The sequence below is a fragment of the Kitasatospora purpeofusca genome, from assembly GCF_042691725.1.
GTDB lineage: Bacteria > Actinomycetota > Actinomycetes > Streptomycetales > Streptomycetaceae > Kitasatospora > Kitasatospora purpeofusca_B.
This window is the reverse complement of the sequence record NZ_CP170483.1, coordinates 6,686,755-6,701,993: the sequence shown is the minus strand read 5'-3', so window position 1 is coordinate 6,701,993 and position 15,239 is coordinate 6,686,755. Positions and strand designations below refer to the sequence as shown.

Here is a 15,239-nt window from a genome sequence, read left to right as displayed (position 1 = left end):
CCGCTCTCCCCTTCGGCCACGACGCTCGGGAGAGGAACGGACAGTGAACGTCATCGGGGAAACGGCGGTGCCGAGGTGACGGGCACCCACGTCCCGCGGCAGCGGCGGCACACGCTGTACTTCCTGGAGGAGATCCGCCCCTTCTCCCCGGTGTTCCTCGACACCGAGGTGGACATGGCCCGGGTCCTGGACCACCGCGCGGAGCGGACCGGGCGGCGCCACTCCGTGATCGGCTACGTGCTGCACACCGCCGCCCGGGTGCTGGTGCGCCATCCGCAGGCGAACGTCGCGGTGCGCGGCGGCGTGCTGCCGAAGGTCGCGCCGAGCCCCGGGGCGCACGCCAAGATCGCCCTGGACAAGACCTGGGGCGGGCAGCGGGTGGTGCTCTCCGCGGTGCTGCCGGACCTCGACCGGGCGGACCTCGACGAGATCCAGGACAAGCTGGAGCACTACCGGGACTCCGACCCCGAGCAGCTGCCCCAGTACGCCGGCCTGCCGCTGCTGCACAAGCTGCCCCGCCCGATCGCGCAGAGCGCCTTCCGGCGGGTGGTGCGCCCGCTGGGCAACCGGGCCCGGCGGATGGGCACCTTCTCGGTGACCTCCCTCGGCCACCGGGCCGTGGACGGCTTCCACTCGGTGGGCGGCACCCCGGTCACCCTCGGCGTGGGCCGGATCACCGACCGCCCGGTGGTGCGCGACGGCGCCGTGGCGATCGCGCCGACCATGCGGCTGAGCCTCGCCTTCGACCACCGGATCCTCGACGGCGCCGAGGCCGCCGACCTCCTCACCGAGGTCAAGGAGGGCCTGGAGTCCTTCGGGGCCGGGGCCCGGCCCGGGGGTGCCGGATGAACGACGTCACCGAGCTCAAGCAGTTCGTCGTGGTGCACGCCAAGGCGCAGAACATCCCCGCCGAGCGCTACGAGCGGGTGCTGGAGCGGATCACCTCCGACGGGGACGGTCCGGGCTCCTGGGTGCACGAGTGGTCGCGCGACGGCGACGAGCTGGAGCTGGCGGGCAGGCTGCCCGAGGCGATCCGCAGCCACGCGATGGCCCGCTTCCCCTACGTCGACGGACCGGCCCGGCAGCGCGCCCTGGACCGCTGCGTCGAGCTGTTCGAACGCTGGCGGCGCACCCAGAGCGGCATCGAGCGGATCGACGTGGACCTGCCCGGCGGCCGGGTCGGCTGCTGGGCCGCCGGCCTGTCCGCCACCGCGCCGCGACCGCTGCTGCTGGTGAGCGGGGGGATCGTCAGCATCAAGGAGCAGTGGGCCCCGCTGCTGGCCCTGGCCGACCGGCTGGGCATGGCGATGGTGGTCACCGAGATGCCCGGCGCCGGTGAGAACACCGTGCGCTACGACGCCGAGAGCTGGCGGATCCTGCCCGCGCTGCTGGACGCCCTCGCGGACCGCGCCCGGGTCGAGGAGACCTACGCCGTGGCGCTGAGCTTCAGCGGCCACCTGGCGCTGCGCGCGGCCGGCAGCGACCCGCGGCTGCGCGGGCTGGTGCTGGCGGGAGCGCCGGTGCACGACTTCTTCACGGACGCCGACTGGCAGCGCGCGCTGCCCCGGGTGACCGTGGACACGCTCGTCCATCTGACCGGGGTGCCGGCCGGGGACCTGGGCACCGAACTGGCGGGCTGGGCGCTGAAGGACGAGGAACTCGCCGCGCTGGACGTGCCGGTGGCGTGCACGGTGAGCCTGCGCGACGAGATCATCCCGGCCGGCGACGTCGAGCGGCTGAAGGCCGGCCTGCGCTCGCTGCGGTTGCACACCTACGACGACGTCCACGCCTCGCCCCGGTACGTCGGCGAGACCCGGCTGTGGAACGTGCGGTCGGTGCTGCGGATGCGGGGCGGCTACGGGGTGGCGCACGCGCTCCTCGACGTCCTGCTGTTCCTGCTGGGCGCCCGCCGGCGGATCCTCGGCCCGCCGCGCTGAGGCCGACCGGCCCACGAACCGTCAGAGAAACCAGAGGAGTTCAACCATGAGTCGTACGGTCGTCATCGCCGGCGGGGGCCCCACCGGCCTGATGCTGGCCTGTGAGCTGCGCCTGGCCGGGGTGGAGGTCGTCGTCCTCGACAAGCTCCCCGAGGCGCCGCGGTGGTCGCGGGCCCAGACGTTCCAGGCCCGGTCGCTGGAGAGCTTCCGGCAGCGCGGTCTGGACTGGTTCGACGACTACGGCCAGGCCCGCACCTACAACTTCGGCCTGCTGGAGCTGAAGGACATCATCGCCCCGGAACTGGTCGCCAAGCGCGTCCCGCAGCGGGACGTCGAGCAGCGCCTGGAGGAGCACGCGATCGAGCTCGGCGCGGACGTGCGCCGGGTGCACGAGGTGGTCGGCCTGGTCCAGGACGAGGACGGGGTCACCGTCGAGGTGCGCACCGCCGCGCAGGAGTACCGGCTGCGGGGCGCCTACCTGGTGGGCTGCGACGGGGGTTCCAGCACCGTGCGCAAGCTCGCCGGGATCGCGTTCCCGGGCACCTCCTCCAGCGTCAACGGGATCACCGGGGACGTCGAGCTGATCAATCCGGACAAGACCGCCTACGGGCCGCGGCTCACCCAGGGCGGGGTGTACGCGCAGATCCCGATGGAGCCGGGTGTGCACCGGCTCACCACGATGGAGTTCGACGTCGTCCCGCCGTCCCGCGACCTGCCGCTCACCACCGAGGAGTTCGCGGCCGCGGTGAAGCGGGTGATGGGCATCGACGTGCAGCTCGGCGAGCGGCACCTGCTGTCCCGGTTCGGCAGTGCGACCCGCCTTGCGGAGCGCTACCGGGCGGGCCGGGTGTTCCTGGCGGGGGACGCCGCGCACATCCACCTGCCGTTCGGCGGGCAGGGGCTGAACACCGGGGTGCAGGACGCGATCAACCTGGGCTGGAAGCTCGCGGCGGCCGTCCAGGGGTGGGCCCCGCCCGGCCTGCTGGACTCCTACCACGAGGAGCGGCACCCGGTCGGCGCCCGGCTGACCCTCAACACCCGGGCCCAGGAGGCCCTGCTGCACCCGCTGAACGAGGTGCAGCCGCTGCGGGACCTGTTCACCGACCTCCTGCAGTTCGAGGAGGTCCGCGACTACCTGGTGGACGTGCTGACGGCGCTCGGCATCCGCTACCCGGCGCCGGGCGGCGAGGAGGAGCGGGCGCGGGCGCACCCGCTGCTCGGCCGCCGGGTGCCGCTGGTGGACCTGGAGACCCCGGACGGCCCGTCGAACGTCGCGCTGACCCTGCACGCCGCGCGCGGCGTGGTCCTGGACACCTCCGGCCGGGGTCTGGCCGCCGCGGCCGCCGCGCCGTGGGCGGAGCGGGTCGACGTGGTCGTCGCGCGGCCGGCCGAGGGGCTTGCGCAGGGCGTGCTGCTGGTGCGGCCCGACGGGTACGCGGCGTTCGTGGACCCGGACGGTACGGACGGCCCCGGCCTGCGCGGGGCGCTCGGGCACTGGTTCGGCGAGGGCCGTCCGCAGCCGGCGGTCAGGGCCTGATCAGCGGCATCAGCACATCGTCGACCAGGGAGAGGACGTACTCCTCGGGGATCGGCACACCGCCGGTGACGACCCGTCCGATGAGCATCGAGGGGCCGAGGCCCACGATCATCGGGGTGACCGCCTCGGCCCGTACGCTCCCCTGGTCGACGCCGCGCTCCAGCGCCTGCAGCAGCATCTCCCGGCACGGCTGGATGACGCAGTCGCGCACCGTGCGGGCGCAGCCGCCCTCGACGTCGGCCGCCGCCTCCGGAAGGACGGCGCCATGGGCCGAGTTGAGGGCGGTCTGCATACAGCGCAGCAGCATCAGGACGTCGTCCCGGACGTTGCCCTCGGCGGGCAGCTCGCCGGGGATCGGCAGCACGTTGCGCAGCGCGTCCAGGACCAGCGTCTCCTTGCTCGACCAACGCCGGTAGAGGCCGGCCTTGCCGGTGCGGGCGCGGTTGGCGACACCGTCCATGGAGAGCTTGCCGTAGCCGACGTGCCGCAGCTCCTCGAAGACCGCGTCGAAGATCGCCTTCTCCAGCACGGCACCCCGGCGCCGGGTCTCGACCGCCCCCGACTCCTTTGCGGTGTCCGGCCGTTGGACGTCGCGGTCAACTACTGCGCCCATTACTCCTCCTGAGTCGGGGTCAGCCGGGGACTCCCATTGCGGAGCCCACCCGGCGCCCCTATAGTGAACATCATTGTTCCTTATCTGGTCCATCGATGTCCCCTGACATCATCACTCCGTGGAGACACCCATGTCGACCTCGTCGACCTCCCCAGCCACGACCTCCGGAACCCCAGTCACCGCGAGCGTCGGCGAGGCCAAGCGCGGCGGGACGATCGCCCTCCTGGTCATCCTGGCCTGCCAGCTGATGGTCATCGTCGACGCGACGATCGTGAACGTGGCCCTGCCGTCGCTGCAGAAGAGCCTGCACTTCTCGAACACCAACCTGGCGTGGGTCATCAACGCCTACACCCTCGCCTTCGGCGGCCTGCTGCTGCTCGGCGGCCGCGCCGGTGACATCCTGGGACGCCGCCGGGTCTTCGTCGCCGGCATCGCGGTCTTCACCGCCGCCTCGCTGGGCGCCGGCCTCGCCACCAACGAGACCGTGCTGATCATCGCCCGCGCCGTGCAGGGCGTCGGCGCCGCGATCGCCGCCCCCAGCACGCTGGCCCTGATCGTCACCAACTTCCAGGACGCCGCGCGCACCAAGGCCATCAGCGTCTACTCCACCGTCTCCGGCGCGGGTGCGGCGATCGGCCTGATCCTCGGCGGCGTGCTGACCGACTGGGTGTCCTGGCGCTGGGTGTTCTTCGTCAACATCCCGGTGGGCCTGGCGATCATCGTGCTCGCCCCGCGCTACATCAAGGAGCCCCCGCGCAACGCCGGCCGCTTCGACCTGCCCGGCGCCGTCACCGCCACCGGCGGCCTGGTCTCGCTGGTCTACGCCTTCATCCGGGTCTCCTCCGACGGCTGGAGCGACGGCGCCGCGCTCGCCCTCTTCGCCGCCGCGGTCGTCCTGCTGGTCGCCTTCGTCCTCGTCGAGCTGCGCACCGAGCAGTCGCTGCTGCCGCTGAAGCTGCTCAACGTCCGCAACCGGACCGCGGGTTACGGCAACATGCTGCTGCTCTCCGCCGCCATGTTCGGCATGTTCTACTTCCTCACCCTGTTCCTCCAGGACGTCCTGGACTTCAGCCCGCTGCAGACCGGCTTCGCCTTCCTGCCGCTGGCGCTCGGCCTCTTCTCGACCGCCCGCTTCGTCCCGAAGCTGCTGCCGAAGTTCGGCCCCAAGCCGCTCATGCTGACCGGCAACCTGATGATCACCGCCGGCATCGTCTGGAGCTTCCAGATCGACGAGGGCAGCAGCTACCTCGCCGGCCTGTTCGGTCCGCTGCTGCTCTTCGGCGTCGGCGCCGGCCTGAGCTTCGTCCCGCTGAACGTCACCATCCTGGCCGGCGTCCCGCCGCAGGACTCGGGTGCGGCCGCGGGCCTGCTCCAGTCGATGCAGCAGATCGGCGGCGCGCTCGGCATCGCCATCCTGATCACCGTCTTCGGTGACGCCACCCGCCAGGCCGCCCAGGACGCCGGCGCCGAGGCCGTGGCCAAGGCCGACCACATCCTCTCCGAGGGCATCTCCAGCGCCCTCGCCGTCGGCACCGCGTTCAGCGCGGCCGCCGCGCTGGTCACCCTGCTGGTCATCAGGACCGCCAAGCCCGCCGCCGCCAAGCCCGGCGCCGCCGCCCCGCTCGCCTCCGTCAAGAGCTGACGGAGCGTCAATAACGTACCGCCGCAACCGAAGCAGGCCGAGCCTTCCCCTTCCCCGGGGAGGGCTCGGCCACCTCCGGTTGCGGCGGTCCCTGCTTAAGGGCTCATTAAGCCCTCGCGACCAGGATCGTCACGACCGTAGAAGCCTGTGTCGAATCGAGGAACCCAGCATGAGCCAGCCGGTCCTGATCGCGGGAGGCGGCCCCACCGGCCTGCTGCTCGCCGCCGAATTGGCGCTCGCCGGCGTCGAGGCGATCGTCCTGGAGAAGAGCACCGAACGCCTCGAGGCGTCCGCCGGCATGGCCCTGCACGGCCGTTCCCTGGAGATCCTCGAACAGCGCGGCGTCCGCGACCGGATCCGCGCGGAGTCCATCTTCACCTGGCCCCGCACCCCCTTCGCCTTCATCTGGCTCGACGTCGACGCGGTCGACCCGCGCGAGCACACCTTCGCCCACCCCCAGTGGCGCACCGAGCGGCTGCTGGAGGAGCGCGCCCGCGAGCTCGGCGCCGACATCCGCCTCGGCCACGAGGTCGTCGGCTTCACCCAGGACGCCGACGGCGTGCGCGTACGGGTGCGGACCCCGCAGGGCGAGCAGGAGCTCACCGGCTCCTACCTGGTCGGCGCCGACGGCCCGTCCAGCACCGTGCGGGAGCTCGCCGGCATCGGCTTCTCCGGCGACGGCAAGACCTACCGCGGCGTGCTGGGCGACGTCGAACCGGCCTCCGACTCCCACGAGGCCTTCAGCGGCGGCCTGACCGAGGAGGGCGTCTTCGGCGCCCTGCCGCTGCGGCCCGACGTGCTGCGCCTGATGACCATCGAGTTCGGCGTCGAACCGCCCGGCGACGACGTCCCGGTCACCGAGGACGAACTGCGCGAGGCCGTCGAGCGGGTCACCGGCAAGGCCCCCGACATCCGCCGCACCGAATTCCTCGCCCGCTTCGGCGGCCGCACCCGGCTCGCCGACCGCTACCGCGAGGGCCGGGTGCTGCTGGCCGGCGACGCCGCCCACGTGCTGTTCATCTCCGGCACCCAGGGGCTGAACACCGGCCTCCACGACGCCGTCAACCTCGGCTGGAAGCTCGCCGCCGAGATCAACGGCTGGGCCCCCGCCGGACTGCTCGACAGCTACGAGGCCGAGCGCCGCCCGGTCGGCGAGCAGGTCACCCGCCACGCCCGCGCCCAGATGGCGCTGATGCACCCGCTGCACCGCGCCGCCCCGCTGCGCACCATGTTCGAGGAGATCGCCGGGATCCCCGCGGTCAACGAGTACCTGCTGAAGCTGCCGACCGCCACCGGGTACCCGCTGCCCCGCCCGGACGGCGAGGAGCGCGCCCCGCACCCGCTGCTCGGCCGGCCCGTGCCCGGCGCCGCGCTGACCGGCTCCGGCCACGCCACCCTCGCCGAACCGCTGCGCGGCGGCCGCGGGGTCCTGCTGGACCTCTCGGGCGGCGCCGCGGACCTGTCGGCGGCCGCCGGGTGGAGCGCCCGGGTCGACCTGGTCACCGCCGACACGGCCGAGGGGATCGACGCCCCGGCCCTGCTGATCCGCCCCGACGGCCACGTCGCCTGGGTGGACGCCCCCGAGGGCGACCCGGCGGGCCTGCGCCACGCCCTGGGCCTCTGGTTCGGCGCGGGCGCCTGACGAGACCCCCTGACGAGAACCCCCCTGACGAGACCCCCTGCCGGGGCGCCGGCGGGCGCTCCGGCAGGGCCGCTTTAGGCCTCGGCAAGGTGACCGTTAGCCGCTGCGCCGAGCCTGGGCACGACATCCTGCCGGCCCCCGGGCGGCGAGACACCACCTGAAGGAGTTCGACCATGACGGTCGTCGACGGCACCGGCGGACCCGCCGTGCAGGCACCCGCCACCCCGGAGGAGCGGGCCCGCCACTGGAGCCTGTACCAGCCGTGGCTCAAGGACCCGGTCGAGTACTGGGACGAGCTGCGCGAGCTCGGCCCGGTCGTCCGCTCCGAGGAGGGCGGCGGGTTCTGGATCCTGACCCGCTACGAGGACATCGAGTGGGCCGCCCGCACCCCGGAGATCTTCTCCAGCGCCGAACTGGTCATCCCGCACCGCCAGCTCTTCCCCGAGAAGCAGATCCCCATCCAGCTCGACGGCGAAGAGCACCGCCAGTGGCGCCGGACGCTGTCCAACCTGTTCGACCCCCGGGTGGTGAACCACTTCACCCCGCAGCTGCGCCAGGCCGCCGCCGACGCGGTCGAGCCGCTCGTCGCCAAGGGCCACAGCGAGTTCGTCCAGGACTTCGCCACCGTCCTGCCGGCCGAGGCGTTCCTGATCAACTTCGGCATCGGCCGCGAGCACCTCCAGCCGCTGCTCGACCACAAGCACTGGCTGCGCCACGTGGGCATCCCGAACGCGCGCACCGACGAGGACCTGCGCAAGGCCAACCAGCCGCTGTGGCAGTTCTTCAGCGACGCCGTCGACCGCCGCCGCGCGGAGGGCACCGAGGGCCGCGAGGACGTCATCAGCAAGCTGCTGGAGGCCGAGTACGACGGCCGCCGGCCCACCCAGGACGAGATGGTCAACGCCCTGTTCGTGTCCATGCTCGCCAGCCTGGACACCACCACCTCGGCGCTCGGCCTGATCTTCCTCTACCTGGCCGAGCACCCCGAGGTCCAGGACGTCATCCGCACCAACCCCGAGCGCATCCCCACCATCGTCGAGGAGCTGCTGCGCCACTCCCCGGTCTCCTCGACCGGCCGGCTGGTCACCCAGGACGTCGAGCGGCACGGCGTGACCCTGCGCAAGGGCGACCGGGTGCTGCTCTCCTGGGGCCTGTCCGGGCTCGACCCGCAGGTCTTCAAGTGCCCGCACCAGGTCGACTTCGAGCGCGAGTCCACCCGTCAGCTGGCCTTCGGCATCGGACCGCACCGCTGCCTCGGCATGCACGTCGCGCGGCGCATCCTCCAGATCGCCCTGGAGGAGTGGCACACCCGCATCCCCAGCTACCGCCTCACCCCGGGCACCACGCCGGTGCACCACTACTCGCCGGCCCGCGGCGTCCACAACCTCGACCTCACGTTCGGGTGAGCCGCCCGGCCGCCGACGTTCCGGAACGGAGCCACCAGATGAGGATCAGCATCGACCGCGAGCGCTGCCAGGGGCACTCGATGTGCGTCGTCCTGGCGCCCGACGTCTACCGCGTCACCGACGAGGGCTACAACGAGCAGGGCGACTTCGACGTCGCCCCCGGGCAGGAGGACCTGGCCCGGCGCGGCGCCGGCGCCTGTCCCGAGCGCGCCATCACCGTGGCCTGAGGCGTGTCCAAGGGCGTGACGACGGAACGGCGGTGGGGTGCCCCCGATCGGGGCACCCCACCGCCGTTCCGTCGTCCGCCGCTCCGGGCGGCGGGTCAGCTCGCGCGCGCCAGGTCCAGCCGGCCGTCGTCCAGCAGGATGGAGCGCTGCAGGTCGCGCAGCACCCGGCCGGGCTCGATGCCCAGCTCGTCGTTGAGGGTCTCCCGGGCGTTGGCGTAGGCCCGCAGCGCGTCGCTCTGCCGCTCCGAGCGGTACAGGGCCAGCATCAGCTGCCGGTGGAACGCCTCGCGCAGCGGGTGCTCCGCCGTCAGGCTGTACAGCTCGCTGACGAGTTCGCGGTGGCTGCCGAGCGCCAGGTCCGCGTCCATCCGCATCTCGATGCACTCCAGCCGCGCCTCCTCCGCCCAGGCGGCGAAGGAGTTGACGATCGGGCCGAGCCGCAGCTCGCTGAGGACCGGGCTGCGCCACAGCGCCAGCGCCCCGTCCAGCACGGCCGAGGCCTCCTCGTAGCGGTCGCGCTTCATGGCCGCCCGGCCCCGGGTCATCAGCTGCTGGAACTCGTGCACGTCCAGCGTGTCGTGGCCGAGCCTCAGCAGGTAGCCGGGCGAGCGGGTGGCGATCGGGTTCTCCGTCCGGCCGGGCCGGTCGAGGAACTTGCGCAGCTGCGAGATGTAGACGTGCAGCGCGGCGGTCGCCCGCCGCGGTGGGGTGTCGCCCCAGAGCTCGGCGGTGAACTGGGAGACCGTCACCACCTGGCCGGCGCGGATCAGCAGGACCGCCAGCAGCGTCTCCATCTTCCGCGCGCTGACGACGGAGACGGCCTCGCCGTCGCACACCCGCAGACCACCCATGATTTCGTACCGCATCGAAGACTCCCCGTTCTCCGTCGAACCAACTGAACTCGTCCCCCGTGCGCGGCTCAGCGCGACAGGGTCTGGAACTGCCCGTCGTGGTACAGCAGCGGACGGCCGTCCTCGCGGTACTCGGTGTGCTTCGGCCCGGCGATCACCAGGGTGTGGTCACCGGTCGACACCCGGTCGACCACCTCGCACACCAGGAGGGCGAGCACGCCGTCGAGCACCGGGACGCCGTACGGTCCCGGCCGCCACGCGGTGGGCGCCGCGAAGCGGTCGATCCCGCTCCGGGCGAAGGTGGCGGCCAGTTCCTGCTGCTCCTCGGTGAGCAGGTGCACCGCCACGTGGTCGGCCACCGCGAAGGCGGGCCAGGACGAGGCGGTACAGCTGAGTCCGAAGGAGAGCAGCGGTGGATCCGCGGACAGGGACACCACCGAGGTCGCCGTGAAACCGGCCGGGCTCTCACCACGGCTGGTGACCACGGCGACCCCGCTCGCGTGGTGACGGAAGACGCGGCGGAAGACATCACCGCTCACAGGTGCAGACATCATCGTTTCCCCCGATTCGCATGGACTGCAGACACAACGAGCCCTGCCGTTCCCGGCAGGGCTTCGTTGCCTCTGGGTCCAGCTTCGCGCAGTCGAGGTGTTCGAACATCTGCGAAACTACTTACATACGTATGTGATCCGCGTAACGCGGCTGATCTGCGGGAACGTCAGCCGGCGGCGATCTCCTCACGCAGGTACACGACCAGATCGGCCGGCGTCGGGTGCTCCATCACCACCACCGGGGGCAGCTCCAGCGCCGTCTCCTCGCAGAGCCGGTTGCGCAGTTCGAGCGCCGTGAACGAGGAGAACCCGGCGTCGACGAAGGGCAGTTCGGCGTCCAGCGCGGCCGGGTCGCCGTGCCCCAGCACCTCCGCCGACAGGCCGCGCACCAGCTCCGCCAGCACCTCCTCCTGGGCGGCCGGGTCCAGCCCGGCCAGCCGCTCGCGCAGGCCCCCGGCCGCCGGCCCGCCGACCGGGGCCGCCGCCTTCAGCGGCTCACCGGCCTCCGGCAGCGCCCGCAGCACCGGGTCGGGACCCGACGCCGGCAGCGCGGCCCAGTCGAGGTCCAGCACCACCTGCGCGGCCACCGCGCCCCGGGGGTCGATCCGGCCCAGCACCGGCGCGGGAGCCGTCACCCGCAGCCCCGCCGGGGCCTCGTCCTCCTCGCCCGGCCACGGACCCCTGACCACCGAGGCCGCGGGCAGCCCGGCGGCCCGGCGCCGCAGCACCAGCGCCTCCCCGTACGCCGCACCGGCCGCCTCACCGGCGGTGCCCGGCTCGCCGAGCAGGCCGACCGTCCCGGCGAGGAGCAGGAAGACCTCCAGGTCCAGCCCCGCCGTCGCCTCCTCCAGGGCGCGCAGCCCGGCCACCGAGCGGCTGAGCCGGGCCAGCCGGCCCTTCCGGTTGCCCGGGTCGGCCTCGCGCCGGCCGCCACCCGCGTACACCACCGCCGTGACCGGGAGGTCCCGCGGCGCCTCGGCCAGCAGCGCGGTCAGCGCGCCCGCCTCGGAGAAGTCGCCCGAGCCGACCGTCACCCGGACGTCCGCCCCGGCCAGCTCCGCCAGCAGCTCCGCTCCCGGGTCGGCCGTCAGCAGCAGCCCGCGTGCGCCCAGACCCGCCAGCCAGCGGACCACCGGGCCCGGCCGCTCGCCGACGACCAGCACGGTGCCGCCCGGCCGCCACGCCGACGCACCGGCCTCGTCCGCCCCCGGCGCCCGGACCAGCCGCCGGGCGAAGGTGCCGTCCGGACGGACCGCCAGCTGGTCCTCGTCGCCGAAGCCCCCGGCCAGGATCCGGGCGAGCCTGCGCTCCCCCGCGCCGTCCGGCACCCCGGCCACGTCGATCTGACCGCCCGCGCGCAGGTGCGGCTCCGCGTACGCCGACACCAGCGCACCGCGCACCAGCGCCTGCTCCGGATCCGGCGCCTCGCCCGCCACGGACACCGCGCCCGAGGTCACGCACCACAGCGGCACGTCGAGCGCCATCTCGGTCATCCGGTGCTCCAGCATCAGGGCGGTCAGCACCCCGCCCGGCAGGGTCGCCTCCCACGGGTGCGCCGCGGTGTCGAGGGCGAGCAGCGACAGCACGCCCGCGATCTGCGCGCCCTCCCGCCCGACCGCGGACACCAGCTTCTCCAGCATCGCCTCGGGCTGGTCGTCGGCCCGGCCCAGCACCACCCGCACCGTCCGGCCGCCGCCGGCGCCCAGCACCCGCTCCGCGGCCGCCGCCCACGGGTGGTCGGCGCCGGACTCCGGCAGGACCAGCAGCCAGTCGCCCGACGGCTGCGGCGAGCCGCTCTCGGCGACCGGCTGCCAGCCGGCCCGGTAGCACCAGCCGGCGCTGCGCCGCCGGCCGGACAGCGCCGGCAGCAGCCGGTCGAGCGCGTCCCGCCCCGCCGCGTCCAGCCCCAGCGCCGCCGCGAGGCCCGTGACGTCCCCGCCGTCGACCAGGCTCCAGAAGCCCTCGTCCTGCGCCGCCGCGGACCGCGCCCGCCGCCGGGGCGCCTCCAGCCAGTAGCGCCGGTGCTGGAACGCGTACGTCGGCAGCTCGGCGCTCAGGTCGCGCGCCGTCCGCGGCGCCCCGGCCCGCCAGTCCACCGCGCCGCCCCGCACCCACACCTGGGCCAGGGCGCCCTGCACCGCCGCCGGCTCCGGGCGGTCGGCGCGCAGCAGCGGCGCCAGCAGGGCCGGCTCGGCCGCCAGTCCGTCCCGGGCCAGCGCGGTCAGCACGGCGTCCGGCCCCAGCTCCAGGAAGGCCCGCACCCCCTGCTCCTCCAGGAAGCGCACGCCGTCCAGGAACCGCACGGTGCCGCGGATCTGCCGCGCCCAGTAGTCCGGCGAGCGCAACTGCTCCGAGGTGGCCGCGACCCCGGTGAGGTTGGAGACCACCGGAATGGCCGGCTCGTGGAACTCCAGCCCCGCGACGGCCTCGCGGAACTCGTCCAGGATCCCGTCCATGTGCGCCGAGTGGAACGCGTGGCTGACCTTCAGCCGCTTGGTGCGGTGCCCCGAGGCCCGCCACGCGCCGGCCACCTCGGCCACCGCCGCGGCGTCACCGGAGATCACCGTCGCGTTCGGGCCGTTGACCGCGGCGACGGCGACCACCTCCTCGAAGCCGGCCAGCAGGGCCAGGGTCTCCTCCTCGGAGGCCTGCAGCGCCACCATCGAACCGTCGCCGCGGGCCGACCGCATCAGCCGCCCGCGCGCCGCCACCAGCACGGCCGCGTCGTCCAGCGACAGCACCCCGGCGACGTGCGCCGCCACCACCTCGCCGACCGAGTGGCCGAGCAGGTAGTCCGGCGTGACGCCCCGGTGCTCCAGCAGCCGGAACAGGGCCACCTCGATGGCGAACAGCGCGGCCTGGGTGTAGTCGGTGCGGTCCAGCAGCGCCGCCTCGGGCGAGCGCGGCGCGGCGAACAGCACCTCGAACAGCGGACGCTCCAGCCGCCGGTCCAGCCGCTCCGCGACCTCCTCCAGCGCCCGGGCGAACACGGGCTCCTCGGCGTGCAGCCGGCGGCCCATCCCGAGCCGCTGGCTGCCCTGCCCGGTGAACAGGAAGGCCGTCGCGCCGTCCGGGCGGCCGTGGCCGCGTCCGGTGACGACGCCCGGGCCCGAGCCGTCCCGGGCCAGCGCCCGCAGCCCGCTCAGCCGCTGGGCGCGGTCCCCCGCGACGACCACCGCACGGTGGTCGAACCCGGCCCGGCCCGCCAGCGCCCGGGCGATCTCGGCCTCGGTCACGTCCTCCCGCTCGGCGGTGAACTCCGCCAGCCGCTCGGCCTGCTCGCGCAGGGCCGCCTCGGTGCGGGCCGACAGCGGCCAGGCGGGGGCGGAGAGCACCGAGGCCGGTTCGGCGGCCGTGGCCGCCGGCGGGGCGGGGGCCTCCTCGACGATCACGTGGGCGTTGGTGCCGCTGATCCCGAACGAGGACACCCCCGCCCGGCGCGGCCGTCCGCCGTCCTCCCACGACCGCGCCTCGGTCAGCAGCTCCACCGCACCCGCCGCCCAGTCCACCTGCGCGGACGGCGCGTCGATGTGCAGGCTCCTCGGCAGCGTCCGGTGGCGCATCGCCATCACCATCTTGATGACGCCCGCCGCACCGGCCGCCGCCTGGCTGTGGCCGATGTTCGACTTGATCGACCCCAGCCGCAGCGGACGGTCCGCCGGCCGGCCCTGCCCGTAGGTGGCCAGCAGCGCCTGCGCCTCGATCGGGTCGCCCAGCGTCGTGCCGGTGCCGTGCGCCTCGACCGCGTCCACCTCACCGGCCTCCAGACCCGCGTCCGCGAGCGCCTGGCGGATCACCCGGACCTGGGACGGCCCGTTCGGCGCGGTCAGGCCGTTGGAGGCGCCGTCCTGGTTCACCGCGCTGCCGCGGATCACCGCGAGCACCGGGTGGCCGTTGCGCTGCGCGTCCGACAGCCGCTCCAGCAGGAGCAGCCCCGCCCCCTCCGAGAAGCCGGTGCCGTCCGCCGCGTCCGCGAAGGAGCGGCACCGGCCGTCCGGGGAGAGCCCGCGCTGACGACTGAACTCCACGAAGAGCCCCGGCGTGGACATCACCGCCACACCGCCCGCCAGCGCCAGGTCCGACTCGCCCTGCCGCAGCGAGCGGCTCGCCAGGTGCATCGCCACCAGCGACGAGGAGCAGGCGGTGTCCACGCTCACCGCCGGCCCCTCCAGGCCGAAGGTGTAGGAGACCCGCCCGGAGGCGACACTGCCGGCGCTGCCGTTGCCGAGGAATGCCTCGTACTCCTGCGGGGCCTGCTCGAAACGCCCCGCGTAGTCGCTGTACATGACGCCCGCGAAGACGCCGGTCCGGCTGCCGCGCAGACTCGCCGGGTCGACACCCGCCCGTTCGAAGGCCTCCCAGGCGGTCTCCAGCAGCAACCGCTGCTGCGGGTCGGTCGCCATCGCCTCCCGCGGGCTGATCCCGAAGAAGGCCGGGTCGAACCCGCCCGCGTCGTGCAGGAACCCGCCCCGGCGGGTGTACGACGTGCCGGCCCGCTCCGGGTCCGCGTCGTACAGCGCCTCCAGGTCCCAGCCGCGGTCCACCGGGAAGCCCGCCACCGCGTCGACGCCGTCGTCGACCAGCCGCCAGAGCTCCTCCGGGGAACGGACCCCGCCCGGGAACCGGCAGGCCATGCCGATGATCGCGATCGGCTCCTGCCGGCCGGACTCCAGCTCGACCAGCCGCTGACGGGTCTTCTGCAGATCGGCCGTCACCCACTTGAGGTACTCGACCAGCTTCTCTTCCTTGCTGTCTGACATCGTGCAACGCCCTCCGGGCAACGTCCAACAGGTCTGCGTCCAACGGATCCGCGTCCAACGGCGGTCCGCTCCG

11 protein-coding genes are annotated in these 15,239 nt (G+C 74.0%); 7 read left to right on the top strand and 4 right to left on the bottom strand.

Annotated elements, in window-relative coordinates:
- The first annotated feature begins 75 nt into the window (after nt 1-75).
- From ACFCLZ_RS28815 to ACFCLZ_RS28805, 3 genes are read left to right on the top strand one after another with little or no spacing between them, the layout of a single operon-like run.
- Complete coding sequence (locus tag ACFCLZ_RS28815; protein ID WP_380280659.1) at nt 76-849, top strand: 2-oxo acid dehydrogenase subunit E2; 774 nt, start codon at nt 76-78, stop codon at nt 847-849.
- Nucleotides 846-1,937, top strand: a complete 1,092-nt coding sequence (locus ACFCLZ_RS28810; protein ID WP_380280657.1) for an alpha/beta hydrolase — start codon at nt 846-848, stop codon at nt 1,935-1,937. The genes ACFCLZ_RS28815 and ACFCLZ_RS28810 overlap by 4 nt, the downstream gene beginning before the upstream one ends.
- 46 nt (nt 1,938-1,983) lie before the next feature.
- Nucleotides 1,984-3,474, top strand: coding sequence for an FAD-dependent monooxygenase (locus ACFCLZ_RS28805; protein WP_380280655.1), 1,491 nt, complete (start codon nt 1,984-1,986; stop codon nt 3,472-3,474).
- Here ACFCLZ_RS28805 and ACFCLZ_RS28800 read toward each other — a convergent pair.
- A complete protein-coding gene (locus tag ACFCLZ_RS28800; RefSeq protein ID WP_380280653.1) occupies nt 3,464-4,087 on the bottom strand; it encodes a TetR/AcrR family transcriptional regulator in 624 nt (207 codons plus the stop codon). The genes ACFCLZ_RS28805 and ACFCLZ_RS28800 overlap by 11 nt on opposite strands.
- A 130-nt stretch (nt 4,088-4,217) precedes the next feature.
- On the opposite strand from ACFCLZ_RS28800, the gene ACFCLZ_RS28795 reads away from it, so the two are divergent.
- From ACFCLZ_RS28795 to ACFCLZ_RS28780, 4 genes are all read left to right on the top strand, one after another.
- A complete protein-coding gene (locus ACFCLZ_RS28795) occupies nt 4,218-5,729 on the top strand; it encodes an MFS transporter (RefSeq protein ID WP_380280651.1) in 1,512 nt (503 codons plus the stop codon).
- A 169-nt stretch (nt 5,730-5,898) separates the two neighbouring features.
- Entirely contained in the window at nt 5,899-7,371 is a 1,473-nt protein-coding gene (locus tag ACFCLZ_RS28790) for an FAD-dependent monooxygenase (RefSeq protein WP_380280649.1), read from the top strand.
- Between the two features lie 173 nt (nt 7,372-7,544).
- A complete protein-coding gene (locus ACFCLZ_RS28785; protein ID WP_380280647.1) occupies nt 7,545-8,777 on the top strand; it encodes a cytochrome P450 in 1,233 nt (410 codons plus the stop codon).
- A gap of 38 nt (nt 8,778-8,815) precedes the next feature.
- Nucleotides 8,816-9,004: a ferredoxin gene (locus ACFCLZ_RS28780; RefSeq protein WP_380280645.1), complete on the top strand. Its 189-nt coding sequence runs from the start codon at nt 8,816-8,818 to the stop codon at nt 9,002-9,004.
- Between the two features lie 95 nt (nt 9,005-9,099).
- Here ACFCLZ_RS28780 and ACFCLZ_RS28775 read toward each other — a convergent pair whose 3' ends face one another.
- From ACFCLZ_RS28775 to ACFCLZ_RS28765, 3 genes are all read right to left on the bottom strand, one after another.
- Entirely contained in the window at nt 9,100-9,870 is a 771-nt protein-coding gene (locus tag ACFCLZ_RS28775; protein WP_380280644.1) for a BTAD domain-containing putative transcriptional regulator, read from the bottom strand.
- Between the two features lie 53 nt (nt 9,871-9,923).
- On the bottom strand, nt 9,924-10,406 hold the full coding sequence (locus ACFCLZ_RS28770; protein WP_380280642.1) for a flavin reductase family protein: 483 nt from the start codon (nt 10,404-10,406) through the stop codon (nt 9,924-9,926).
- 167 nt (nt 10,407-10,573) lie between these two features.
- Nucleotides 10,574-15,166 (bottom strand): type I polyketide synthase, encoded by a 4,593-nt coding sequence (locus tag ACFCLZ_RS28765; protein ID WP_380280640.1) that lies wholly within the window; start codon nt 15,164-15,166, stop codon nt 10,574-10,576.
- Nucleotides 15,167-15,239 lie beyond the last annotated feature (73 nt).